The organism is Shigella sp. SIG6 (assembly GCF_053555815.1).
This window is the reverse complement of sequence record NZ_JBQZXC010000037.1, coordinates 1-23216: the sequence shown is the minus strand read 5'-3', so window position 1 is coordinate 23216 and position 23216 is coordinate 1. Positions and strand designations below refer to the sequence as shown.

At 49.8% G+C, this 23216-nt stretch carries 19 protein-coding genes and 6 pseudogenes; 13 read left to right on the top strand and 12 right to left on the bottom strand.

The window, feature by feature from the left end:
• Positions 1 to 69: 69 nt before the first annotated feature.
• Both znuB and znuC read right to left on the bottom strand, forming a co-directional pair.
• Positions 70 to 855 carry a zinc ABC transporter permease subunit ZnuB gene (gene znuB, locus ACUU1M_RS08780; RefSeq protein WP_000571470.1) on the bottom strand — a complete coding sequence of 262 codons (786 nt, stop codon included), beginning with the start codon at positions 853 to 855 and terminating at the stop codon, positions 70 to 72.
• On the bottom strand, positions 852 to 1607 hold the full coding sequence (gene znuC, locus ACUU1M_RS08775) for a zinc ABC transporter ATP-binding protein ZnuC (protein ID WP_000202992.1): 756 nt from the start codon (positions 1605 to 1607) through the stop codon (positions 852 to 854). Before znuC ends, znuB begins: the two co-directional genes overlap by 4 nt.
• A gap of 78 nt (positions 1608 to 1685) precedes the next feature.
• Between znuC and znuA the strand changes: the two genes are divergently transcribed.
• The 3 genes from znuA to lpxM all read left to right on the top strand — a co-directional run bounded on the left by znuA (position 1686) and on the right by lpxM (position 5047).
• Entirely contained in the window at positions 1686 to 2618 is a 933-nt protein-coding gene (gene znuA / locus ACUU1M_RS08770) for a zinc ABC transporter substrate-binding protein ZnuA (protein WP_005075237.1), read from the top strand.
• A gap of 15 nt (positions 2619 to 2633) precedes the next feature.
• On the top strand, positions 2634 to 3956 hold the full coding sequence (mepM, locus tag ACUU1M_RS08765; RefSeq protein ID WP_001184045.1) for a murein DD-endopeptidase MepM: 1323 nt from the start codon (positions 2634 to 2636) through the stop codon (positions 3954 to 3956).
• 119 nt (positions 3957 to 4075) lie between these two features.
• Positions 4076 to 5047: a lauroyl-Kdo(2)-lipid IV(A) myristoyltransferase gene (gene lpxM, locus ACUU1M_RS08760; protein ID WP_000448385.1), complete on the top strand. Its 972-nt coding sequence runs from the start codon at positions 4076 to 4078 to the stop codon at positions 5045 to 5047.
• 130 nt (positions 5048 to 5177) lie between these two features.
• Here lpxM and pyk read toward each other — a convergent pair whose 3' ends face one another.
• Positions 5178 to 6620, bottom strand: a complete 1443-nt coding sequence (gene pyk, locus ACUU1M_RS08755; RefSeq protein WP_152028923.1) for a pyruvate kinase — start codon at positions 6618 to 6620, stop codon at positions 5178 to 5180.
• A gap of 127 nt (positions 6621 to 6747) precedes the next feature.
• Entirely contained in the window at positions 6748 to 7617 is an 870-nt protein-coding gene (gene hexR / locus ACUU1M_RS08750) for a DNA-binding transcriptional regulator HexR (RefSeq protein ID WP_001056690.1), read from the bottom strand.
• Between the two features lie 337 nt (positions 7618 to 7954).
• Between hexR and zwf the strand changes: the two genes are divergently transcribed.
• From zwf to kdgA, 3 genes are all read left to right on the top strand, one after another.
• Entirely contained in the window at positions 7955 to 9430 is a 1476-nt protein-coding gene (zwf, locus tag ACUU1M_RS08745; protein ID WP_000301720.1) for a glucose-6-phosphate dehydrogenase, read from the top strand.
• Between the two features lie 234 nt (positions 9431 to 9664).
• Entirely contained in the window at positions 9665 to 11476 is a 1812-nt protein-coding gene (gene edd / locus ACUU1M_RS08740; RefSeq protein ID WP_001069474.1) for a phosphogluconate dehydratase, read from the top strand.
• A gap of 36 nt (positions 11477 to 11512) precedes the next feature.
• Positions 11513 to 12154, top strand: coding sequence for a bifunctional 4-hydroxy-2-oxoglutarate aldolase/2-dehydro-3-deoxy-phosphogluconate aldolase (kdgA, locus tag ACUU1M_RS08735; protein WP_000800512.1), 642 nt, complete (start codon positions 11513 to 11515; stop codon positions 12152 to 12154).
• Between the two features lie 55 nt (positions 12155 to 12209).
• Here kdgA and purT read toward each other — a convergent pair whose 3' ends face one another.
• A complete protein-coding gene (gene purT / locus ACUU1M_RS08730) occupies positions 12210 to 13388 on the bottom strand; it encodes a formate-dependent phosphoribosylglycinamide formyltransferase (protein ID WP_000173451.1) in 1179 nt (392 codons plus the stop codon).
• A 133-nt stretch (positions 13389 to 13521) separates the two neighbouring features.
• Here purT and yebG point away from each other — a divergent pair.
• The 4 genes and pseudogenes from yebG (at position 13522) to ptrB (ending at position 17490) form a co-directional block, all read left to right on the top strand.
• Positions 13522 to 13812 (top strand): annotated as a pseudogene (gene yebG / locus ACUU1M_RS08725) (DNA damage-inducible protein YebG).
• Positions 13813 to 13878: 66 nt separating this feature from the next.
• Entirely contained in the window at positions 13879 to 14235 is a 357-nt protein-coding gene (gene yebF / locus ACUU1M_RS08720; protein WP_005062375.1) for a protein YebF, read from the top strand.
• A gap of 326 nt (positions 14236 to 14561) precedes the next feature.
• Positions 14562 to 15221, top strand: coding sequence for a tellurite resistance TerB family protein (locus tag ACUU1M_RS08715; RefSeq protein ID WP_000024749.1), 660 nt, complete (start codon positions 14562 to 14564; stop codon positions 15219 to 15221).
• A gap of 208 nt (positions 15222 to 15429) precedes the next feature.
• Positions 15430 to 17490 (top strand): annotated as a pseudogene (ptrB, locus tag ACUU1M_RS08710) (oligopeptidase B).
• Here ptrB and exoX read toward each other — a convergent pair.
• The 3 genes and pseudogenes from exoX to holE all read right to left on the bottom strand — a co-directional run bounded on the left by exoX (position 17487) and on the right by holE (position 19161).
• Positions 17487 to 18149, bottom strand: coding sequence for an exodeoxyribonuclease X (gene exoX / locus ACUU1M_RS08705; RefSeq protein WP_000944269.1), 663 nt, complete (start codon positions 18147 to 18149; stop codon positions 17487 to 17489). The pseudogene ptrB and the gene exoX sit on opposite strands and share 4 nt — an antisense overlap.
• Before the next feature lie 23 nt (positions 18150 to 18172).
• Positions 18173 to 18829, bottom strand: a pseudogene (yobB, locus tag ACUU1M_RS08700) (carbon-nitrogen hydrolase family protein YobB).
• A 101-nt stretch (positions 18830 to 18930) separates the two neighbouring features.
• On the bottom strand, positions 18931 to 19161 hold the full coding sequence (gene holE / locus ACUU1M_RS08695) for a DNA polymerase III subunit theta (RefSeq protein WP_000916763.1): 231 nt from the start codon (positions 19159 to 19161) through the stop codon (positions 18931 to 18933).
• A 138-nt stretch (positions 19162 to 19299) separates the two neighbouring features.
• Here holE and yobA point away from each other — a divergent pair.
• The 3 genes and pseudogenes from yobA to ACUU1M_RS08680 all read left to right on the top strand — a co-directional run bounded on the left by yobA (position 19300) and on the right by ACUU1M_RS08680 (position 20904).
• Positions 19300 to 19674: pseudogene (yobA, locus tag ACUU1M_RS08690) on the top strand (CopC domain-containing protein YobA).
• Positions 19675 to 19677: 3 nt separating this feature from the next.
• Positions 19678 to 20550, top strand: coding sequence for a copper homeostasis membrane protein CopD (gene copD / locus ACUU1M_RS08685; RefSeq protein ID WP_000879271.1), 873 nt, complete (start codon positions 19678 to 19680; stop codon positions 20548 to 20550).
• Between the two features lie 12 nt (positions 20551 to 20562).
• Positions 20563 to 20904, top strand: a complete 342-nt coding sequence (locus ACUU1M_RS08680) for a YebY family protein (RefSeq protein ID WP_000976476.1) — start codon at positions 20563 to 20565, stop codon at positions 20902 to 20904.
• 382 nt (positions 20905 to 21286) lie between these two features.
• Here the strand turns inward: ACUU1M_RS08680 and ACUU1M_RS08675 are convergent.
• From ACUU1M_RS08675 to ACUU1M_RS08660, 4 genes and pseudogenes are all read right to left on the bottom strand, one after another.
• Positions 21287 to 22325: pseudogene (locus ACUU1M_RS08675) on the bottom strand (tyrosine-type recombinase/integrase).
• Positions 22291 to 22572 (bottom strand): excisionase, encoded by a 282-nt coding sequence (locus ACUU1M_RS08670; protein ID WP_005127484.1) that lies wholly within the window; start codon positions 22570 to 22572, stop codon positions 22291 to 22293. The pseudogene ACUU1M_RS08675 and the gene ACUU1M_RS08670 overlap by 35 nt, the downstream one beginning before the upstream one ends.
• A 106-nt stretch (positions 22573 to 22678) precedes the next feature.
• A complete protein-coding gene (locus ACUU1M_RS08665; protein WP_000276807.1) occupies positions 22679 to 22867 on the bottom strand; it encodes a DUF1187 family protein in 189 nt (62 codons plus the stop codon).
• Between the two features lie 50 nt (positions 22868 to 22917).
• Positions 22918 to 23216 (bottom strand): annotated as a pseudogene (locus ACUU1M_RS08660) (AAA family ATPase); the annotation flags it as partial.

Below are 23216 nucleotides of genomic sequence, written 5' to 3'. Positions count from 1 at the left end.
CCAGAGATAGCGAACCGTAGGTCGGATAAGGCGCTCGCGCCGCATCCGACAAATGTGTTCAGCGATAGATTAGCTGGCCTGCTTTTTCATCATACTGATAATAAATAACAGTGCCGCACATAGCACCACCGACGGACCCGCCGGCGTATCGTAAAACGCGGAAAAGGTTAAACCGCCAGTTACTGCCACCATCCCCACCAAAACAGCGACACCAGCCATCTGTTCCGGCGTACGGGCAAAGCGACGCGCAGTAGCTGCAGGAATAATCAGCAACGAAGTAATAATCAACGCACCGACAAATTTCATCGCTACACCAATCGTCAATGCCGTCACCAGCATCAACAACAATTTCACTTGCTGTAATTTCACACCATCAACAAACGCCAGATCCGGGCTAATCGTCATCGACAGCAAATTGCGCCATTGCCAGAACAAAATAGCCACCACGATGACCACGCCAATCGCAATAGAGATGAGATCTTCTGGCGTCACTGCCAGTAAATCACCGAACAGGTAAGCCATCAAATCAACACGAATGTTAGACATCAGACTAACGACCACTAGGCCCAGCGACAGGGCACTGTGCGCCATAATCCCTAATAACGTGTCGATCGCCAGCTGTGGACGCTTCTCCAGCCATACCAGACCGCCCGCCAGCAGCAGCGTAACGGCAATCACCGCATAGAATGGATTCACGTCCAGCAACAAACCAAACGCGACACCAAGTAATGAGGCATGAGCCAGCGTATCACCGAAATAAGACATACGACGCCAGACTACAAACGAACCCAGCGGACCCGCGGCACAGGCGAGCATGATCCCGGCTAACCAACCGGGAAATAATAATTCAATCATGAGCGATCATTTCCCCGACGCAAAACAATTCGTCCCTGTAAATCGTGACGATGATTATGATGATGGCGATAGATACCCAGTTGTTCAGCACCACGAGGACCAAACATTGAAATAAACTCCGGATGCAGGGAAACAACTTCCGGTGTGCCGGAACAACAAATGTGGTGATTCAGGCACAGCACTTCATCGGTTTTTGCCATCACCAGATGCAGATCGTGAGAAACCATTAAAACGCCACAATCCAGTTCACGACGCAACTGGTCAATAAGGTCATATAACGCCACTTGGCCATTTACATCCACGCCTTGAGTGGGTTCATCCAGCACTAATAATTGCGGGCAATTTAACAATGCTCGCGCTAATAGTACACGCTGCGTTTCGCCACCAGAGAGCTTTTGCATCGGTGCGTTAATCAGGTGCCCGGCCTGGACACGTTTCAGTGCAGGCAAAATATCTTCTTTATGTGTACCAGGGCGTAAGCGTAAAAAACGGTTTACGGTCAGTGGCAACGTGGTGTCGAGATACAGCTTCTGCGGTACATAGCCGATGCGCAGTTTTCCGTTGCGCTTGATAACCCCTTCATCGGGTGTTACCAGCCCGAGCACTACCCGTACCAGTGTCGACTTACCTGCGCCATTTGGCCCAAGTAAAGTCAAAATTTTTCCAGGTTTAAGTTCCAGCGACACATCAGAGAGGACGCGGCGTTGGCCAAAAGAAACCGAGACATTTTCCAGGGAAACCAGACTTGTCATGTTAATTTTAGTCTTGCAGTAGTCATGAAATGTTATAATATCACACTTCTCATATTCATTACGATGATTGGTCGCATTATGTTACATAAAAAAACGCTTCTTTTCGCAGCATTATCCGCCGCTCTCTGGGGAGGTGCAACACAGGCCGCAGATGCCGCCGTTGTCGCTTCGCTTAAACCCGTTGGGTTCATCGCTTCTGCCATTGCTGATGGTGTAACAGAAACGGAGGTTTTACTGCCTGACGGCGCTTCAGAACATGATTATTCACTGCGTCCATCGGATGTAAAACGCTTACAGAACGCGGACTTAGTCGTTTGGGTTGGCCCGGAGATGGAAGCGTTTATGCAAAAACCGGTAAGCAAATTACCAGAAGCGAAGCAGGTAACGATTGCGCAGCTTGAAGATGTGAAACCGCTACTGATGAAAAGTATTCACGGCGATGATGATGATCACGACCACGCGGAAAAAAGTGACGAAGATCACCATCACGGCGATTTCAACATGCATCTTTGGCTTTCCCCAGAGATAGCGCGGGCTACAGCGGTTGCAATCCATGGAAAATTAGTGGAACTTATGCCGCAAAGTCGAGCCAAACTTGACGCCAACCTGAAGGATTTTGAGGCACAATTGGCCTCAACCGAAAGGCAGGTTGGTAACGAGCTCGCGCCGCTCAAGGGGAAAGGTTATTTCGTTTTTCACGATGCTTACGGCTATTTCGAAAAACAGTTCGGACTGACACCGCTTGGTCATTTTACCGTTAACCCTGAGATTCAACCTGGCGCGCAGCGTTTACATGAAATAAGAACACAGTTGGTTGAGCAAAAAGCAACCTGCGTTTTTGCTGAGCCACAGTTCAGGCCAGCGGTCGTTGAGAGCGTCGCACGAGGGACATCCGTTCGTATGGGAACGTTGGATCCCCTGGGGACGAATATCAAACTGGGTAAAACAAGCTATTCAGAATTCCTGAGTCAATTAGCCAACCAGTATGCGAGCTGCCTGAAAGGAGATTAATGAGGAAGTGATTACGTGCAACAGATAGCCCGCTCTGTCGCCCTGGCGTTTAATAATTTACCGCGACCACACCGCGTTATGTTGGGGTCGCTCACCGTTCTTACTCTGGCCGTCGCTGTCTGGCGGCCCTATGTTTATCACCGTGATGCCACGCCAATTGTCAAAACCATTGAGCTGGAACAGAACGAAATTCGTTCGCTCTTACCTGAAGCCAGTGAGCCGATTGATCAAGCTGCACAAGAAGATGAAGCCATTCCCCAGGACGAACTGGATGACAAAATCGCCGGTGAAGCGGGCGTGCATGAATATGTTGTTTCCACTGGCGATACGCTAAGCAGCATTCTCAATCAGTATGGTATTGATATGGGTGATATCACCCAACTGGCTGCTGCCGACAAAGAATTGCGTAACCTGAAAATCGGTCAACAACTCTCCTGGACATTAACCGCGGACGGCGAACTGCAGCGCCTCACCTGGGAAGTGTCTCGTCGTGAAACCCGAACCTATGACCGTACTGCCGCTAACGGTTTTAAAATGACCAGCGAAATGCAGCAAGGAGAGTGGGTTAACAATCTGCTGAAAGGTACCGTCGGAGGGAGCTTTGTTGCCAGCGCCAGAAACGCCGGTTTAACCAGCGCCGAAGTGAGCGCAGTGATTAAAGCCATGCAGTGGCAAATGGATTTCCGCAAACTGAAAAAAGGCGATGAATTTGCGGTATTAATGTCTCGAGAAATGCTTGATGGTAAACGTGAGCAAAGCCAGCTGCTGGGCGTACGTTTGCGTTCAGAAGGTAAAGATTATTACGCAATCCGCGCTGAGGATGGCAAATTCTACGATCGTAACGGTACTGGTCTGGCGAAAGGATTCTTGCGATTCCCGACGGCGAAACAGTTCCGTATCTCGTCTAACTTTAACCCGCGTCGAACTAATCCGGTGACAGGTCGCGTTGCACCACACAGAGGTGTTGATTTCGCCATGCCACAAGGTACGCCAGTGCTTTCAGTGGGTGACGGTGAAGTGGTGGTTGCCAAACGCAGTGGCGCAGCAGGTTATTATGTGGCTATTCGTCATGGTCGCAGCTACACCACGCGTTATATGCACTTGCGCAAGATTCTGGTGAAACCGGGACAGAAGGTGAAACGTGGCGACCGTATCGCGCTTTCCGGTAATACCGGACGTTCAACTGGGCCGCATCTGCACTATGAAGTATGGATAAACCAGCAGGCCGTAAACCCGCTGACGGCAAAACTGCCGCGTACCGAAGGGCTGACCGGCTCCGATCGTCGCGAATTCCTGGCGCAGGCCAAAGAGATTGTGCCGCAGCTACGGTTTGATTAATTAACATCCATTCGCAGCCGGTACGCAGTCAGTACCGGCTTTTTTTATTTGGTGCGGGGCAAGTTGCGCCGCTACACTATCACCAGATTGATTTTTGCCTTATCCGAAACTGGAAAAGCATGGAAACGAAAAAAAATAATAGCGAATACATTCCTGAGTTTGATAAATCCTTTCGCCACCCGCGCTACTGGGGAGCATGGCTGGGTGTAGCAGCGATGGCGGGTATCGCTTTAACGCCGCCAAAGTTCCGTGATCCCATTCTGGCACGGCTGGGACGTTTTGCCGGACGACTGGGAAAAAGCTCACGCCGTCGTGCGTTAATCAATCTGTCGCTCTGCTTTCCAGAACGTAGTGAAGCTGAACGCGAAGCGATTGTTGATGAGATGTTTGCCACCGCGCCGCAAGCGATGGCAATGATGGCTGAGTTGGCAATACGCGGGCCGGAGAAAATTCAGCCGCGCGTTGGCTGGCAAGGGCTGGAGATCATCGAAGAGATGCGGCGTAATAACGAGAAAGTTATCTTTCTGGTGCCGCACGGTTGGGCCGTCGATATTCCTGCCATGCTGATGGCCTCGCAAGGGCAGAAAATGGCAGCGATGTTCCATAATCAGGGCAACCCGGTTTTTGATTATGTCTGGAACACGGTGCGTCGTCGCTTTGGCGGTCGTCTGCATGCGAGAAATGACGGTATTAAACCATTCATCCAGTCGGTACGTCAGGGGTACTGGGGATATTATTTACCCGATCAGGATCATGGCCCAGAGCACAGCGAATTTGTGGATTTCTTTGCCACCTATAAAGCGACGTTGCCCGCGATTGGTCGTTTGATGAAAGTATGCCGTGCGCGCGTTGTACCGCTGTTTCCGATTTATGATGGCAAGACGCATCGTCTGACGATTCAGGTGCGCCCACCGATGGATGATCTGTTAGAGGCGGATGATCATACGATTGAGCGGCGGATGAATGAAGAAGTCGAGATTTTTGTTGGTCCGCGACCAGAACAATACACCTGGATACTAAAATTGCTGAAAACTCGCAAACCGGGCGAAATCCAGCCGTATAAGCGCAAAGATCTTTATCCCATCAAATAAAAAAGCCTCTCGCGAGGAGAGGCCTTCGCCTGATGATAAGTTCAAGTTTGCTTCAGAATATTCGAAATCTGTTGAACTATCATTGAACTATAGGCCGGATGTGGCGTTTTCGCCGCATCCGGCAACGTACTTACTCTACCGTTAAAATACGCGTGGTATTAGTAGAACCCACGGTACTCATCACGTCGCCCTGGGTGACAATCACCAGGTCACCAGACATCAAGTAACCTTTATCGCGCAGCAGATTAACCGCTTCGCTGGCAGCTGTTACGCCGTCATTAGCGCTATCAAAGTGCACCGGCGTAACGCCACGATAGAGAGCAGTCAGGTTCAGCGTACGTTCATGGCGCGACATGGCGAAAATTGGTAGACCAGAGCTGATACGGGAGGTCATCAGCGCGGTACGACCCGATTCGGTCATGGTAATGATCGCCGTAACGCCCTTCAGGTGGTTAGCTGCGTACATTGCCGACATGGCAATAGCTTCTTCCACATTGTCGAACTGAACGTCCAGACGGTGTTTAGAAACGTTGATGCTCGGGATTTTTTCCGCACCCAGGCAAACGCGCGCCATGGCTGCAACAGTTTCTGACGGATACTGCCCAGCGGCAGTTTCTGCAGACAGCATCACAGCGTCAGTACCATCCAGAACGGCGTTTGCTACGTCCATGACTTCTGCACGCGTCGGCATCGGGTTAGTAATCATTGACTCCATCATCTGGGTCGCCGTGATTACCGCTCGGTTTAGCTGACGCGCACGACGGATCAACGCTTTCTGAATGCCGACCAGTTCCGGGTCGCCAATTTCCACACCGAGGTCGCCACGTGCAACCATTACCACGTCAGAGGCGAGGATGATGTCATCCATTGCATCCTGGCTGCAAACGGCTTCCGCACGTTCAACCTTGGCAACAATTTTCGCATCACATCCTGCATCGCGTGCCAGGCGACGGGCATAGTTCAGATCTTCGCCACAGCGTGGGAAGGAGACAGCCAGGTAATCTACGCCAATCAACGCCGCAGTCTTAATGTCTGCTTTGTCTTTTTCGGTCAGCGCTTCAGCCGACAAACCGCCGCCAAGTTTGTTGATACCTTTATTGTTGGAGAGGGGACCACCGACGGTGACTTCGGTGAACACTTTCATGCCCTGAACTTCCAGTACTTTTAACTGGACGCGACCATCGTCCAGCAGCAGGATGTCACCAGGCACGACGTCAGCAGGCAGGCCTTTGTAGTCGATACCGACTTTTTCTTTGTCGCCTTCACCTTTACCCAGGTTGGCGTCGAGCAGGAATTTATCCCCAATATTGAGGAAAACTTTGCCTTCTTTAAAGGTGGATACACGGATTTTGGGCCCCTGGAGGTCACCCAGAATAGCCACATGACGCCCCAGTTTTGCGGCAATCTCACGAACTTTATCCGCGCGCATTTTGTGATCTGCAGGCGAGCCGTGAGAAAAGTTCATACGTACAACGTTGGCACCCGCCGCGATAACTTTTTCAAGATTATTATCGCGATCTGTTGCTGGGCCTAACGTGGTAACGATTTTTGTTCTGCGAAGCCTTTTGGACATGTAATACTCCGTTGACTGAAACAACCAGGTGTTGCTTGAACATGAAATCCGAATGAAATAACGCCGCGATGGCGATAAATTAATCTCATTCGGATGTCGTATAAGATTAGGGCAGTGACAGTCGCTTTTAGCGATCGTCACTTAAATTAAGTAACTGCTTATCAAAACGCGATTCCTTCAGCGCTTCCTTGACCCGCTTCAAGTTATCTCTGAATTTTGCACCGCGTCGCAAAGTAAATCCTGTCGCCAGCACATCTATCACGGTCAGCTGTGCAAGTCGAGAAACCATGGGCATATAAATGTCAGTATCTTCCGGTACGTCGAGGGTAATTGCCAGCGTTGCTTCCCGGGCGAGCGGGGTACCCGCAGAGGTGAGGGCAATCACCATGGCGTCGTTTTCGCGTGCCAGCTGCGCCAGCTCGACCAGATTTTTTGTTCTTCCTGTGTGAGAAATCAGCACCACCACGTCTCCGTCGCAACAATTCATACAACTCATGCGTTGCAGCACGATATCATCGGAGTACACCACCGGAACATTAAAACGAAAGAACTTATTCATCGCATCGTGGGCAACGGCGGCAGAAGAGCCTAATCCGAAAAAGGCGATTTTTTTTGCCTGAGTGAGCAAGTCGACGGCGCGGTTGATGGCAGATTTATCCAGTGAATGACGGACATGATCGAGCGTTGCCATTGCGGACTCAAATATTTTCCCCGTGTATGATTCAACGCTGTCATCTTCATTGACGTTGCGATTAACATAGGGAGTGCCATTCGCCAGACTTTGTGCCAGATGAAGTTTAAAATCAGGAAAACCGCGCGTGTCCATGCTGCGACAGAAACGATTCACCGTCGGTTCGCTAACATTGGCTTCCAGCGCCAGAGCAGCAATACTCGAATGGATCGCGTTATCGGGCGAAGCCAGAATGACCTCGGCAACTTTGCGCTCTGATTTGCTCAAATGTTCCAGCTGAGACTGGATTTTTTCCAGCATATTCATGATGTAAAGAGACTCACGGGTAATGACGATTTCCGCACTGAAAGAAATCGAAATGCAGTTTTGTCAGATATTACGCCTGTGTGCCGTGTTAATAACAAAAGCAGATAAAAAAGTTGTTATTTTTTTTCATAACATGATCAGTGTCAGATTTTTACCGAATGGAAAACGATGATTTTTTTATCAGTTTTGCCGCACTTTGCGCGCTTTTCCCGTAATCGCACGGGTGGATAAGCGTTTACAGTTTTCGCAAGCTCGTAAAAGCAGTACAGTGCACCGTAAGAAAATTACAAGTATACCCTGGCTTAAGTACCGGGTTAGTTAACTTAAGGAGAATGACATGGCGGTAACGCAAACAGCCCAGGCCTGTGACCTGGTCATTTTCGGCGCGAAAGGCGACCTTGCGCGTCGTAAATTGCTGCCTTCCCTGTATCAACTGGAAAAAGCCGGTCAGCTCAACCCGGACACCCGGATTATCGGCGTAGGGCGTGCTGACTGGGATAAAGCGGCATATACCAAAGTTGTCCGCGAGGCGCTCGAAACTTTCATGAAAGAAACCATTGATGAAGGTTTATGGGACACCCTGAGTGCACGTCTGGATTTTTGTAATCTCGATGTCAATGACACTGCTGCATTCAACCGTCTCGGCGCGATGCTGGATCAAAAAAATCGTATCACCATTAACTACTTTGCCATGCCGCCCAGCACTTTTGGCGCAATTTGCAAAGGGCTTGGCGAGGCAAAACTGAATGCTAAACCGGCACGCGTAGTCATGGAGAAACCGCTGGGGACGTCGCTGGCGACCTCGCAGGAAATCAATGATCAGGTTGGCGAATACTTCGAGGAGTGCCAGGTTTACCGTATCGACCACTATCTTGGTAAAGAAACGGTGCTGAACCTGTTGGCGCTGCGTTTTGCTAACTCCCTGTTTGTGAATAACTGGGACAATCGCACCATTGATCATGTTGAGATTACCGTGGCAGAAGAAGTGGGGATCGAAGGGCGCTGGGGCTATTTTGATAAAGCCGGTCAGATGCGTGACATGATTCAGAACCACCTGCTACAAATTCTCTGCATGATTGCGATGTCTCCGCCATCTGACCTGAGCGCAGACAGCATCCGCGATGAAAAAGTGAAAGTACTGAAGTCCCTGCGCCGCATCGACCGCTCCAACGTACGCGAAAAAACCGTACGCGGGCAATATACTGCGGGCTTCGCCCAGGGCAAAAAAGTGCCGGGATATCTGGAAGAAGAGGGCGCGAACAAAAGCAGCAATACAGAAACCTTCGTGGCGATCCGCGTCGACATTGATAACTGGCGCTGGGCCGGTGTGCCATTCTACCTGCGTACTGGTAAACGTCTGCCGACCAAATGTTCTGAAGTCGTGGTCTATTTCAAAACACCTGAACTGAATCTGTTTAAAGAGTCGTGGCAGGATCTGCCGCAGAATAAACTGACTATCCGTCTGCAACCTGATGAAGGCGTGGATATCCAGGTACTGAATAAAGTTCCTGGCCTTGACCACAAACATAACCTGCAAATCACCAAGCTGGATCTGAGCTATTCAGAAACCTTTAATCAGACGCATCTGGCGGATGCCTATGAGCGTTTGCTGCTGGAAACCATGCGTGGTATTCAGGCACTGTTTGTACGTCGCGACGAAGTGGAAGAAGCCTGGAAATGGGTAGACTCCATTACTGAGGCGTGGGCGATGGACAATGATGCGCCGAAACCGTATCAGGCCGGAACCTGGGGACCCGTTGCCTCGGTGGCGATGATTACCCGTGATGGTCGTTCCTGGAATGAGTTTGAGTAATATCAGCGCTTATCCTTTATGGGTATTTTACCGGTAACATGATCTTGCACAGATTGTAGAACAATTTTTACACTTTCAGGCCTCGTGCGGATTCACCCACGAGGCTTTTTTTATTACACTGACTGAAACGTTTTTGCCCTATGAGCTCCGGTTACAGGCGTTTCACTCATAAATCCTCTGAATGAAACGCGTTGTGAATCATCCTGCTCTGACAACTCAATTTCAGGAGCCTTTATGAATCCACAATTGTTACGCGTAACAAATCGAATCATTGAACGTTCGCGCGAGACTCGCTCTGCTTATCTCGCCCGGATAGAACAAGCGAAAACGTCGACCGTTCATCGTTCGCAGTTGGCATGCGGTAACCTGGCACACGGTTTCGCTGCCTGCCAGCCAGAAGACAAAGCCTCTTTGAAAAGCATGTTGCGTAACAATATCGCCATCATCACCTCCTATAACGACATGCTCTCCGCGCACCAGCCTTATGAACACTATCCAGAAATCATTCGTAAAGCCCTGCATGAAGCGAATGCGGTTGGTCAGGTTGCGGGCGGTGTTCCGGCGATGTGTGATGGTGTCACCCAGGGGCAGGATGGAATGGAATTGTCGCTGCTAAGCCGCGAAGTGATAGCGATGTCTGCGGCGGTGGGGCTGTCCCATAACATGTTTGATGGTGCTCTGTTCCTCGGTGTGTGCGACAAGATTGTCCCGGGTCTGACGATGGCAGCCCTGTCGTTTGGTCATTTGCCTGCGGTGTTTGTGCCGTCTGGACCGATGGCAAGCGGTTTGCCAAATAAAGAAAAAGTGCGTATTCGCCAGCTTTATGCCGAAGGTAAAGTGGACCGCATGGCCTTACTGGAGTCAGAAGCCGCGTCTTACCATGCGCCGGGAACATGTACTTTCTACGGTACTGCCAACACCAACCAGATGGTGGTGGAATTTATGGGGATGCAGTTGCCAGGCTCTTCTTTTGTTCATCCGGATTCTCCGCTGCGCGATGCTTTGACCGCTGCCGCTGCGCGTCAGGTTACACGCATGACCGGTAATGGTAATGAATGGATGCCGATCGGTAAGATGATCGATGAGAAAGTGGTGGTGAACGGTATCGTTGCACTGCTGGCGACCGGTGGTTCCACTAACCACACCATGCACCTGGTGGCGATGGCGCGCGCGGCCGGTATTCAGATTAACTGGGATGACTTCTCTGACCTTTCTGATGTTGTACCGCTGATGGCACGTCTCTACCCGAACGGTCCGGCCGATATTAACCGCTTCCAGGCGGCAGGTGGCGTACCGGTTCTGGTGCGTGAACTGCTCAAAGCAGGCCTGCTGCATGAAGATGTCAATACGGTGGCAGGCTTTGGTCTGTCTCGTTATACCCTTGAACCATGGCTGAATAATGGTGAACTGGACTGGCGGGAAGGGGCGGAAAAATCACTCGACAGCAATGTGATCGCTTCCTTCGAACAACCTTTCTCTCATCATGGTGGGACAAAAGTGTTAAGCGGTAACCTGGGCCGTGCGGTTATGAAAACCTCTGCCGTGCCGGTTGAGAACCAGGTGATTGAAGCGCCAGCGGTTGTTTTTGAAAGCCAGCATGACGTTATGCCGGCCTTTGAAGCGGGTTTGCTGGACCGCGATTGTGTCGTTGTTGTCCGTCATCAGGGGCCAAAAGCGAACGGAATGCCAGAATTACATAAACTCATGCCGCCACTTGGTGTATTATTGGACCGGTGTTTCAAAATTGCGTTAGTTACCGATGGACGACTCTCCGGCGCTTCAGGTAAAGTGTCGTCAGCTATCCACGTAACACCAGAAGCCTACGATGGCGGGCTGCTGGCAAAAGTGCGCGACGGGGACATCATTCGTGTGAATGGACAGACAGGCGAACTGACGCTGCTGGTAGACGAAGCGGAACTGGCTGCTCGCGAACCGCACATTCCTGACCTGAGCGCGTCACGTGTGGGAACAGGACGTGAATTATTCAGCGCCTTGCGTGAAAAACTGTCCGGTGCCGAACAGGGCGCAACCTGTATCACTTTTTAAGACGACAAATTTGTAATCAGGCGAGAGAAAACTCTGATGAAAAACTGGAAAACAAGTGCAGAATCAATCCTGACCACCGGCCCGGTTGTACCGGTTATCGTGGTAAAAAAACTGGAACACGCGGTGCCGATGGCAAAAGCGTTGGTTGCTGGTGGGGTGCGCGTTCTGGAAGTGACTCTGCGTACCGAGTGTGCAGTTGACGCTATCCGTGCTATCGCCAAAGAAGTGCCTGAAGCGATTGTGGGTGCCGGTACGGTGCTGAATCCACAGCAGCTGGCAGAAGTCACTGAAGCGGGTGCACAGTTCGCAATTAGCCCGGGTCTGACCGAGCCGCTGCTGAAAGCTGCTACCGAAGGGACTATTCCTCTGATTCCGGGGATCAGCACTGTTTCCGAACTGATGCTGGGTATGGACTACGGTTTGAAAGAGTTCAAATTCTTCCCGGCTGAAGCTAACGGCGGCGTGAAAGCCCTGCAGGCGATCGCGGGTCCGTTCTCCCAGGTCCGTTTCTGCCCGACGGGTGGTATTTCTCCGGCTAACTACCGTGACTACCTGGCACTGAAAAGCGTGCTGTGCATCGGTGGTTCCTGGCTGGTTCCGGCAGATGCGCTGGAAGCGGGCGATTACGACCGCATTACTAAGCTGGCGCGTGAAGCTGTAGAAGGCGCTAAGCTGTAAAAGTCAAAATGCCCGATCTAGGATCGGGCATTTTTGTAGCGTTTTTTTGCCGGGTTTAACCCTGTACTTTTACCTGTCCGGCGGCGTGCTTCGCGCGTTCAATGGCGTCAACAACACTCTCTGAAGTAGCCAGTACCACCCCCAGACGACGGCTGCCATCAATTTCCGGCTTACCAAATAAACGAATCTGCAAATCTGCGCCTACGGCATTCTGCACATTATCAAACGTGACATTCTGACTGGTCAGTTGTGGCAGAATAACGGCAGAAGCTGCAGGACCATACTGACGGATCCCGCCAACAGGAAGTCCGAGGAAGGCACGTACATGCAGGGCAAACTCTGAGAGATCTTGAGAAATTAACGTCACCATCCCGGTATCATGTGGACGAGGGGAGACCTCACTGAAAATCACCTCATCACCACAGACAAACAGCTCGACACCAAACAGACCATAACCGCCCAGTGCCAGCACCACTTTACGGGCAATCTCCTGCGCACGTTCAAGGGCAAGCGGGCTCATTTGCTGTGGTTGCCAGGATTCACGGTAGTCGCCATCTTCCTGGCGATGACCTACTGGTGCACAGAAATGGACGCCATCCACCGCGCTGACGGTTAGCAGGGTAATTTCGAAGTCAAACTTAACGACGCTTTCAACAATTACGCGGCCCGCTCCGGCGCGACCGCCTTGCTGAGCGTATTCCCATGCCTGAGCAAGTTGCTCTGCAGAGCGAATAAACGTCTGCCCCTTGCCGGAAGAGCTCATCACCGGTTTTACAATGCAGGGATAGCCAATGGCGGCAACCGCCTCGCGGAAAAGGCTTTCGCTATCGGCAAAACGATAAGTGGAAGTGGGCAGCTGCAGCTCTTCTGCCGCCAGGCGACGGATACCCTCGCGATTCATCGTTAATTTCGTTGCGCGAGCGCAGGGGACAACATTCAGTCCTTCCTCTTCAAGTTGGATCAGCATATCGGAGGCAATAGCTTCGATCTCCGGCACGATATAATGTGGTTTTTCCAGTTCAACCACACGGCGTAATGCATCACCATCAAGCATATTAATGACATGGGAGCGATGCGCGACATGCATGGCTGGTGCGTCGGCATAGCGATCGACGGCAATCACCTCTACGCCGAGACGCTGACACTCGATTGCCACTTCTTTACCCAGTTCACCGGAGCCTAATAACATCACGCGAGTTGCTGCCGGACGCAGCGCAGTGCCTAATAACGTCATAACGAATATCCCCTGATTAATTCCGCGCGCAGTATAAACGAAAACGTTTGCGTGTGTCTTTATTGCTGATGTTGATTTCTCAACCGAAAAGAAATATACTGTATAAAATCACAGTTATTATGAGAGGCTGCAAATGGTGGTTGAAGTTAAATACGTAGTCATTCGTGAGGGCGAAGAGAAAATGTCGTTTACCAGCAAAAAGGAAGCCGATGCTTATGACAAAATGCTTGATACGGCGGATCTGCTTGACGCCTAGCTGACAAATTCTCCAGTGCAAATGGAAGACGAGCAACGTGAAGCCCTTTCGCTATGGCTGGCAGAACAAAAAGATGTGCTGAGCACCATTCTGAAAACCGGCAAATTACCGTCCCCACAGGTCGTCGGTGCTGAATCCGAAGAGGAAGATGCCTCACACGCGGCCTGAAGCAACTTGCGCTCCTGACAATTTGTACCATGCTTTCTCCTGAATCATTGTGCTATGGAGAAAAACATGAAAAAAAGAGGGGCGTTTTTAGGGCGGTTGTTGGTTTCTGCCTGCGCATCAGTTTTCGCTGCCAATAATGAAACCAGCAAGTCGGTCACTTTCCCAAAGTGTGAAGGTCTGGATGCTGCCGGAATTGCCGCGAGCGTAAAACGTGATTATCAACAAAATCGCGTGGCGCGCTGGGCAGATGATCAAAAAATTGTCGGTCAGGCCGATCCCGTGGCCTGGGTCAGTTTGCAGGACATTCAGGGTAAAGATGATAAATGGTCAGTACCGCTAACCGTGCGTGGTAAAAGTGCCGATATTCATTACCAGGTCAGCGTGGACTGCAAAGCGGGAATGGCGGAATATCAGCGGCGTTAATGGCTTCTGATAATTCGATTGACCGTTGGCGGATGCGGCGCGAGTGCCTTGTCCGTCCCAGAACGCACCACAATCGTAGGCCTGAGAAGACGCAACAGCGTCGCATCGGGCAATCAGCATCAAACAATGCCACTCAAAACGACAAACTACTTTCACCTAAAATACCCTTATCACCTGATATACAGTAAATACCTTACCTGGCGCGAATTTCTTTGAATAACGGCCTACCGCCCCGCTTATTTGCGCATCTTTTGTCTCGATATACATTTTCTGACATCCTCATCCGCTATGCTACAGGCACTAAAAATGGTTATTGAGGAGCAAATATGGCTAACTGGTTAAATCAACTGCAATCCCTGCTTGGGCAAAGCAGTTCTTCTACCTCCTCGTCTGCGGATCAGGGATTGGGCAAACTGTTAGTGCCAGGCGCATTAGGCGGACTGGCTGGGCTGCTGGTCGCAAATAAATCAGCACGTAAACTTCTTACGAAATATGGCACCAACGCGTTACTGGTTGGCGGCGGAGCGGTAGCGGGTACGGTGCTGTGGAATAAATACAAAGATAAAATTCGCGCGGCGCATCAGGACGAACCGCAGTTTGGCGCGCAAAGTACGCCGCTGGATGAGCGTACGGAACGTTTGATCCTTGCGCTGGTCTTTGCCGCTAAAAGTGATGGTCATATTGATGCCAATGAACGTGCGGCAATCGACCAGCAATTGCGTGAAGCTGGCGTGGAAGAGCAGGGGCGTGTACTCATTGAGCAGGCAATCGAACAACCGCTGGATCCACAACGCCTGGCTACCGGGGTCCGCAATGAAGAAGAGGCGCTGGAAATCTATTTCCTGAGCTGCGCGGCTATTGATATTGACCATTTTATGGAACGCAGTTACCTGAATGCACTGGGTGACGCGCTGAAAATCCCCCAAGATGTTCGTGAAGGCATTGAACGCGATCTCGAACAGCAAAAACGCACTTTGGCGGAATAATTCCGCTCTCTGGATAGCCTGAAGTTGACTATTTCGGGCTATCCAGAACCGCACAGCCATTTGAACAGGCTGATTTTCTCTGTCTGCATAACATTCGATATCCGCGCCATTACCTGTCATCATCTAAGCAATGACGACCCTGTTTCGCTTGCATCCCCGGTGAGTTTTGCCACCCTTATAAGATGTTTCAACCAGAAAGAACAATAACATGCTACCAAAAGCCGCCCGCATTCCCCACGCCATGACGCTTCATGGCGATACGCGCATCGATAATTACTACTGGCTGCGGGACGATACGCGTTCTCAGCCAGAAGTCCTGGACTACCTGCAACAAGAAAATAGTTACGGTCATCGGGTGATGGCCTCACAACAAGCCTTGCAGGATCGCATCTTAAAGGAAATCATCGACCGCATTCCGCAAAGAGAAGTTTCTGCGCCCTACATAAAAAATGGCTACCGCTATCGGCATATTTATGAACCAGGCTGTGAATATGCTATCTACCAGCGTCAATCGGCATTCAGCGAAGAGTGGGATGAGTGGGAAACATTGCTCGATGCCAACAAGCGCGCAGCTCATAGTGAGTTTTATTCGATGGGTGGAATGGCGATTACGCCCGATAACACCATTATGGCGCTGGCAGAAGATTTTCTTTCCCGACGCCAGTACGGCATTCGTTTTCGTAATCTGGAAACAGGTAACTGGTACCCGGAACTGCTGGATAACGTTGAACCCAGCTTTGTCTGGGCAAATGACTCCTGGACTTTCTACTATGCTCGCAAGCATCCGGTGACGCTGCTGCCTTATCAGGTCTGGCGTCACGCCATCGGTACGCCAGCATCGCAAGATACACTGATCTACGAAGAAAAAGACGATACCTAATTATGTCAGCCGCATAAAACGACGTCGAAGCACTATGTCGTCATTCATCTGGCCAGCGCCACCACCAGTGAAGTTCGCCTGCTGGACGCGGAAATGGCCGATGCCGAGCCGTTTGTTTTTCTGCCGCGCCGCAAAGATCACGAATACAGCCTTGATCACTACCAGCATCGTTTTTATCTGCGTTCCAATCGCCACGGCAAAAACTTTGGCTTATACCGTACCCGTATGCGTGATGAGCAACAGTGGGAAGAGTTAATTCCGCCACGCGAAAACATCATGCTGGAAGGGTTTACGCTGTTTACCGACTGGCTGGTGGTTGAAGAGCGTCAGCGCGGGTTAACCAGTTTGCGCCAAATTAACCGCAAGACCCGGGAAGTCATTGGCATTGCCTTTGATGATCCGGCCTATGTGACCTGGATTGCCTACAATCCAGAACCTGAAACCGCGCGATTGCGTTATGGTTATTCTTCCATGACCACACCAGACACTTTGTTTGAACTGGATATGGATACCGGTGAGCGTCGTGTATTAAAACAAACAGAAGTGCCCGGTTTTGATGCGGCGAATTACCGCAGTGAACACCTGTGGATAGTCGCCCGTGATGGCGTCGAAGTTCCGGTTTCGCAGGTCTATCATCGCAAACATTTTCGCAAAGGACACAACCCGTTGCTGGTGTATGGCTATGGTTCTTACGGCGCAAGTATTGATGCCGATTTCAGTTTTAGCCGCTTGAGTTTGTTAGATCGTGGCTTTGTCTACGCCATTGTCCATGTTCGCGGCGGTGGTGAGCTGGGGCAACAATGGTACGAAGACGGTAAATTTCTGAATAAGAAAAATACGTTTAATGATTATCTTGATGCCTGCGATGCATTGTTAAAACTGGGCTATGGCTCTCCTTCGCTCTGTTATGCGATGGGCGGAAGTGCGGGGGGCATGTTGATGGGCGTTGCAATTAATCAACGCCCGGAATTATTCCACGGCGTTATCGCCCAGGTACCGTTTGTTGATGTTGTAACAACGATGCTTGATGAATCAATTCCTCTTACCACTGGTGAGTTTGAAGAGTGGGGGAATCCGCAGGATCCGCAATATTACGAGTACATGAAAAGCTACAGCCCGTATGACAACGTCACCGCACAGGCTTATCCGCATTTACTGGTAACGACCGGTTTACACGATTCTCAGGTGCAATATTGGGAACCGGCAAAATGGGTCGCTAAATTGCGCGAGCTGAAAACCGATGACCATCTTTTATTGCTCTGTACCGACATGGACTCAGGCCATGGCGGTAAATCTGGCCGCTTTAAATCGTACGAAGGCGTAGCGATGGAATATGCTTTTCTGGTCGCGCTGGCGCAGGGAACATTACCCGCTACGCCTGCGGATTAAGTATTTTCCAGATAATGTTTCAGTGTTAAACGCAGCTCCGGGCTCATGCTGTCCAGGTTATTAAATAACCAGCGCAGATAGCCCGGATCGCGTTCGGCAACGTCGGAAACCGCTTTGCCACGGTATTTGCCAAAGGTGAAGGTCGTCATCAACGACGGACGTCCGGTGATATCGGCCATCTGTTCTGCCGTCCAGCCGGAGGTGTTCATAATATCGATAAGCAACGCGGCGGTGATATAACAGTCATACAACGCGCGGTGATGATGCAGGCCCGGCGGTGTCTGTACATTGAGCTTGCGTGTTTTATATAACGCCATATTGCTGTACTTGAGCCCTGGCCACAAACGACGGGCCAGTTTCATAGTGCAAATCCACTCACCGGGCATCTCAGGCAGTACGCGGCGGTCAAAGCTGGCGTTGTGCGCGACATACCATTCACTACCGTAATAGTGTGGGATCACATCTTCAATCCACGGTTTATCGGCGACCATGGCTTCGGTGATGCGATGAATCGCCATCGCTTGTGGACTAATAGGACGATCGGGGCGCACCAGGAGGCTCATGGGGTTGACGATTTTTCCGTCAATGACATCAACAGAGGCAATCTCAACGATCCCTCCCTGCAAACCGCAGGTTTCTGTATCGATAATGCGCAACATGGCATGCTCCAGGCCGAAAAAGCCTAGCGTAATGGAATGATATCGCCTTGCCAACTCTGTGATGAACGCTGAGCGACTAACAATAATGAACCACGATCGGCGCGAACGATGAGACGACCATATTCATCCCATAGTGCACTGTTACCACGGGCATTTGCCATCAGCACGGCAATCGAGTACTGATGTGAAAAAAATTGTAAGCGACGGGCCGACGCCAGCAGGTCGGGTTCTCCCAGACATTACCCTGTCGTAAACAGTGAACAGGTCGGGTCCATATCCATACCTTGCGGTTGTTCATCGACCACCGTGATGGTTCTGGAACGACGGCCCAGACATGCACCATGACTCTGATGGTAGTTCCCAGGCGTTTTTCGCCACGGTGCGAACACCGCAATTCCACGAATAAAGCGATCGTTATATTCAACGGGAAGGCCGGCAATGATGGTCATTCGCCAGGTCGTTGCGGCATAACAAAGCGGGTCTAACAGTGAAAGATCGGGTGGGGCAGGAAGGGCACGTCGCGAATAATCACACCCCAGTAAAGAAAGCGATGGAAAAACTAACAGCTGACATTGTTGCCTGGCGGCGGCCCTCACAAACTCCAGATGATGAGCTACCTGTTCGGTGAGTGAGGTTTTACGAGGCTCATATTGCGCTGCTGCAACTTTCCAGAACGACATAATGACTTCCTTTTCAAAATGACTGCAAATTATGGGGGCGGTTTAGAAAATACTCATAATTTAGCAGGCGTTATGTAAGAAAGTGTAACTCTGTATAAGTTTTATTTAAGTTTGGGCTCGTAAGGTAAACGTGACAGATTGACCGAAGCCAAACGGTGGGCAATAAGCCGCTCGCGAAACCAGCTGCGCAAATGTTCTGGCTGTTCACGTTCAACCGCTTCAGCGATCACCGGCATATTGTAGCGTTCTTTAAAAGCCACCCCGGCCGCCGCCAAATCGACATTCACTTTATCCATTTCTGTTTGATCCAGTTTAGCCAGATTCTTCAGCATTCTTAATCTCCTCATCATTCGCGGGCAAAAGTTACTAAGAGTGAGCCTGGATGGCAAGCCGGAATTGATGATCCTCGACTCAGACATTAGACAAGGTTATGCTCTGTAAAAAAGTTATTACAAAAAGGAATAGATAATATGGCTTCAACTGCACGCTCCCTTCGCTACGCGCTGGCAATCCTGACCACTTCGTTGGTGACACCTTCCGTCTGGGCACATGCGCATTTAACGCATCAGTATCCTGCGGCAAACGCGTAAGTGACAGCTGCCCCGCAGGCAATCACTTTAAACTTCTCGGAAGGCGTTGAAACAGGATTCAGTGGTGCAAAAATCACGGGGCCAAAAAACGAAAATATTAAAACATTACCAGCGAAGCGGAATGAGCAGGACCAAAAGCAACTGATTGTTCCACTGGCCGATTCGCTGAAACCCGGAACCTACACCGTTGACTGGCATGTTGTTTCGGTGGACGGGCATAAAACGAAAGGACACTACACCTTTAGCGTGAAATAAATCATGCTGGCGTTTACCTGGATCGCGCTGCGATTTATCCATTTCACCTCGTTGATGCTGGTCTTTGGCTTTGCAATGTATGGTGCCTGGCTGGCCCCCTTAATGATTCGTCGCTTGCTGACGAAGCGTTCTCTGCGTTTACAACAGCACGCTGCCGTCTGGAGTTTGATCAGTGCCACTGCAATGCTCGCCGTTCAGGGCGGGTTGATGGGAACGGGATGGACAGATGTATTTTCGCCAAACATTTGGCAGGCTGTTTTGCAAACGCAGTTTGGTGGCGTCTGGTTATGGCAAATTGTTCTCGCCCTCGTAACGTTGATCGTCGCCCTTATGCAACCGCGGAATATGCCACGTTTGCTGTTTATGCTCACTACCGCGCAATTTATTCTGCTGGCGGGAGTGGGGCATGCGACGCTGAATGAAGGGGTAACAGCGAAAATCCATCAGACTAATCACGCGATTCACCTGATTTGTGCGGCGGCGTGGTTTGGGGGATTACTGCCGGTGCTCTGGTGTATGCAACTCATCAAAGGCCGTTGGCGACACCAGGCTATTCAGGCGCTGATGCGTTTTTCCTGGTGCGGGCATTTTGCGGTGATCGGCGTACTGGCAAGCGGCGTGCTTAATGCATTGTTGATTACCGGATTTCCCCCCACGCTTACGACTTACTGGGGCCAACTCTTATTGCTCAAAGCCATCCTGGTGATGATTATGGTGGTCATTGCGCTGGCTAATCGTTATGTTCTTGTACCGCGCATGAGGCAGGATGAAGATCGTGCGGCACCCTGGTTTGTGTGGATGACTAAACTCGAATGGGCGATAGGTGCGGTAGTGCTGGTGATCATCAGCCTGCTTGCGACTCTCGAACCTTTTTGATGGATTACGAAAATGATGAAAAAAAGTATTCTGGCGTTTCTGTTACTCACCAGTTCTGCAGCGGCGCTGGCGGCTCCACAGGTGATAACCGTGAGTCGTTTTGAAGTGGGTAAAGACAAATGGGCGTTTAATCGCGAAGAGGTAATGCTGACTTGCCGACCGGGTAATGCTTTGTATGTCATCAACCCAAGTACCCTCGTGCAGTATCCTTTAAACGATATCGCACAAAAGGAAGTTGCCAGTGGGAAGACCAATGCCCAACCCATTTCGGTGATTCAGATTGATGATCCTAACAATCCCGGCGAAAAAATGAGTCTGGCACCGTTTATAGAACGAGCTGAAAAACTCTGTTAATTACCTAAAATAGCCTTTTGATTTCCAATAAAAAAACCGCCTCAGTTCTTTCACCAGAACGGGCGGTTTTTAACATTTAAGCTGATGACCACCGCGCTTTTTATTGACCATTTTGCACGCAAACTGGAAAACCTGGCGTCGTCATCTATTCTTAAAGGGCAAGGCAACTAAGCCTGCATTAATGCCAACTTTTAGCGCACGGCTCTCTCCCAAGAGCCATTTCCCTGGACCGAATACAGGAATCGTATTCGGTCTTTTTTTAATTGTATTTAAAATCAATTAGTTGCAAACGTCTCCCCGAAATTTACTCGAATTTCTGTATTCCGGTCTTTTTTGGTTATATCACAACCAAAATACATTTAACAATCCATTTACGTTAAAATCAGAGCAGTAAGTACGTTTTTTCTCTCTCATCAAGATACATTTTTGTTGTCTTCTCCGATGTGTGGCCAAGTAGACGCTGAGCAAATTCTTCTCCACATATTTCTTTGTACAATCGTCCAGCCAGGCTTCTGATTTCGTGAAAAGTTGGTGGGTTTTCACTGAACAGGATACCTGTTAATTTTCTGGCTGCGACAAATTTCTTTGTCAGGCCGTCCGGGTGAATGCTGCCGTCAGGGCTGTTTTTTCTAATCCCGGCACTGATTAGATAATCCCCCCTACTTACCATGCGGCACTGTTCAACTACTGCACCAAGTCGTAAACCAGCGACAGGAAGGCTGAGTGACAGGGGGATAGCAATCATCATAAATATCACTGAACCGCATATTCGTTATGTCTTCGCGACGTTGTCCTGTTACAAGGGCTAAGTCCATAGCTAATGGGAACCATGCCGGAAGTTGATCTGCTGCCTCCCTGATGCAGTTGTATGTCTTTAGTTTCAGCCGTTCTCTTGTAACTACTATTTTCGGTGCTCTTGTTGGCGTTACTGGATTTTGAGATATACATCCTTCAACAATGGCTTCGCGGAACATATCAGATAACACAGAACGCATTGATCCTGCCATCGTGTTTTTCCCTCCTTCAATCCACAAATCAAGAAACTCGGCGATATGGCGAGTGGTTATTTCTGTCAGTAAAACCCCTCCTAATTTTTCTTTTATTGTCTCCAGTTGATTTACCCGAGTTTTATAAGTATTTCTGGACGCTTTTCTCCTTATAAGAATCGTTTTGTAACGTTCAATCCAGTCTGCCATAGTAAATGAGTCGACCCCTTTAAGCTTTTCAATTAGGGCAGCAGGAGAGTAGTTTTTGTATATATAATGATTTGCTTCAATTGCCTGCGCTACTGCATCTCTTCTTGAAATTTTACCTAGTGTAAATTCTTCTTTCGTCAGAGGGTTGCGCCAGTAATATGCTTTGTCTCTCCTTCGATATGTTAAGTTTCTAGGCAAATTGGGATCGTATTTTTTCCGCTGCATGTTTTAACTTCTCCATTAACGGACTGTCTCTCCCTTGTCGCCCATTAGGCTGATGGTGTGTTATATCGGTATCAACCTTATTTGGGTTGATATAGAAAGCCTCCGGAACCACCCTGTAACTCCTCCCGTGTAGTTCAGGTGCAGGATAAATGTTTCCATTCCTTGCCCATCGTCTCAGCGTTGATATTGATGGTGGGTTATCCGGATATCTGAGTTTTCCCCACGTTTTGAGTGTCACAAGATTCATTGCCATACCTCTCACGATATGACCGCCAGTAAATATACAGAATACTGGCGGGTGTGGTTGATTTTTAATAATCAGCTATGAAGTTCTAATTTTGATATAATGCAACTCACGAGGACAGAAGTTTCTCGCAATTAAAATTTATCAGTTTTACTTTCTGCTCTCTGGAAACGCCTGCTTCTTTTTTCCCTGAGAGCATTTTTTCGCATTCTGATTTCGTTAGTTTAGATTTTGAATATCTTGTCCAGCTGGTAGGAGAACCACCTTCCTTTTCAATAGTGGCTGTAATTTTATACATGAACACCTCCATTAATATTTTCAAAAACCGTGTTCAAAATGCACTTGGTTTTACACCGGAATATTCTCATCGTATCCTGCTTGTTGCGTTTCGTTTTGTGTTTGTGGATCCGGGAATGCATATTCAACGCCTTCCAGTTCAATCCATAGTGCATTACGACCAGCTTTGATTGTCGGCCAGTCCATACCTTTGATTCTTTCCCATGAGCGGGAGGTGAATGTTTTTTCCAGCAAATCAGCTTTTGCGCGTTTGGCGTCGTTACTGGTGCCCCCATGGTGCTTGTTGAGCAACTCGATAATTTCATCAAGTGCGATTTCTTTTGCACGCTTTTCTTTTAGCCATGTCGGTG

Coding starts and splice junctions, on each gene's coding strand:
- znuB (WP_000571470.1), bottom strand. CDS start 855: ATGATTGAATTATTATTTCCCGGTTGGTTAGCCGGGATCATGCTCGCC.
- znuC (WP_000202992.1), bottom strand. CDS start 1,607: ATGACAAGTCTGGTTTCCCTGGAAAATGTCTCGGTTTCTTTTGGCCAA.
- znuA (WP_005075237.1), top strand. CDS start 1,686: ATGTTACATAAAAAAACGCTTCTTTTCGCAGCATTATCCGCCGCTCTC.
- lpxM (WP_000448385.1), top strand. CDS start 4,076: ATGGAAACGAAAAAAAATAATAGCGAATACATTCCTGAGTTTGATAAA.
- pyk (WP_152028923.1), bottom strand. CDS start 6,620: ATGTCCAAAAGGCTTCGCAGAACAAAAATCGTTACCACGTTAGGCCCA.
- hexR (WP_001056690.1), bottom strand. CDS start 7,617: ATGAATATGCTGGAAAAAATCCAGTCTCAGCTGGAACATTTGAGCAAA.
- zwf (WP_000301720.1), top strand. CDS start 7,955: ATGGCGGTAACGCAAACAGCCCAGGCCTGTGACCTGGTCATTTTCGGC.
- edd (WP_001069474.1), top strand. CDS start 9,665: ATGAATCCACAATTGTTACGCGTAACAAATCGAATCATTGAACGTTCG.
- kdgA (WP_000800512.1), top strand. CDS start 11,513: ATGAAAAACTGGAAAACAAGTGCAGAATCAATCCTGACCACCGGCCCG.
- purT (WP_000173451.1), bottom strand. CDS start 13,388: ATGACGTTATTAGGCACTGCGCTGCGTCCGGCAGCAACTCGCGTGATG.
- yebF (WP_005062375.1), top strand. CDS start 13,879: ATGAAAAAAAGAGGGGCGTTTTTAGGGCGGTTGTTGGTTTCTGCCTGC.
- ACUU1M_RS08715 (WP_000024749.1), top strand. CDS start 14,562: ATGGCTAACTGGTTAAATCAACTGCAATCCCTGCTTGGGCAAAGCAGT.
- exoX (WP_000944269.1), bottom strand. CDS start 18,149: ATGTTGCGCATTATCGATACAGAAACCTGCGGTTTGCAGGGAGGGATC.
- holE (WP_000916763.1), bottom strand. CDS start 19,161: ATGCTGAAGAATCTGGCTAAACTGGATCAAACAGAAATGGATAAAGTG.
- copD (WP_000879271.1), top strand. CDS start 19,678: ATGCTGGCGTTTACCTGGATCGCGCTGCGATTTATCCATTTCACCTCG.
- ACUU1M_RS08680 (WP_000976476.1), top strand. CDS start 20,563: ATGATGAAAAAAAGTATTCTGGCGTTTCTGTTACTCACCAGTTCTGCA.
- ACUU1M_RS08670 (WP_005127484.1), bottom strand. CDS start 22,572: ATGAATCTTGTGACACTCAAAACGTGGGGAAAACTCAGATATCCGGAT.
- ACUU1M_RS08665 (WP_000276807.1), bottom strand. CDS start 22,867: ATGTATAAAATTACAGCCACTATTGAAAAGGAAGGTGGTTCTCCTACC.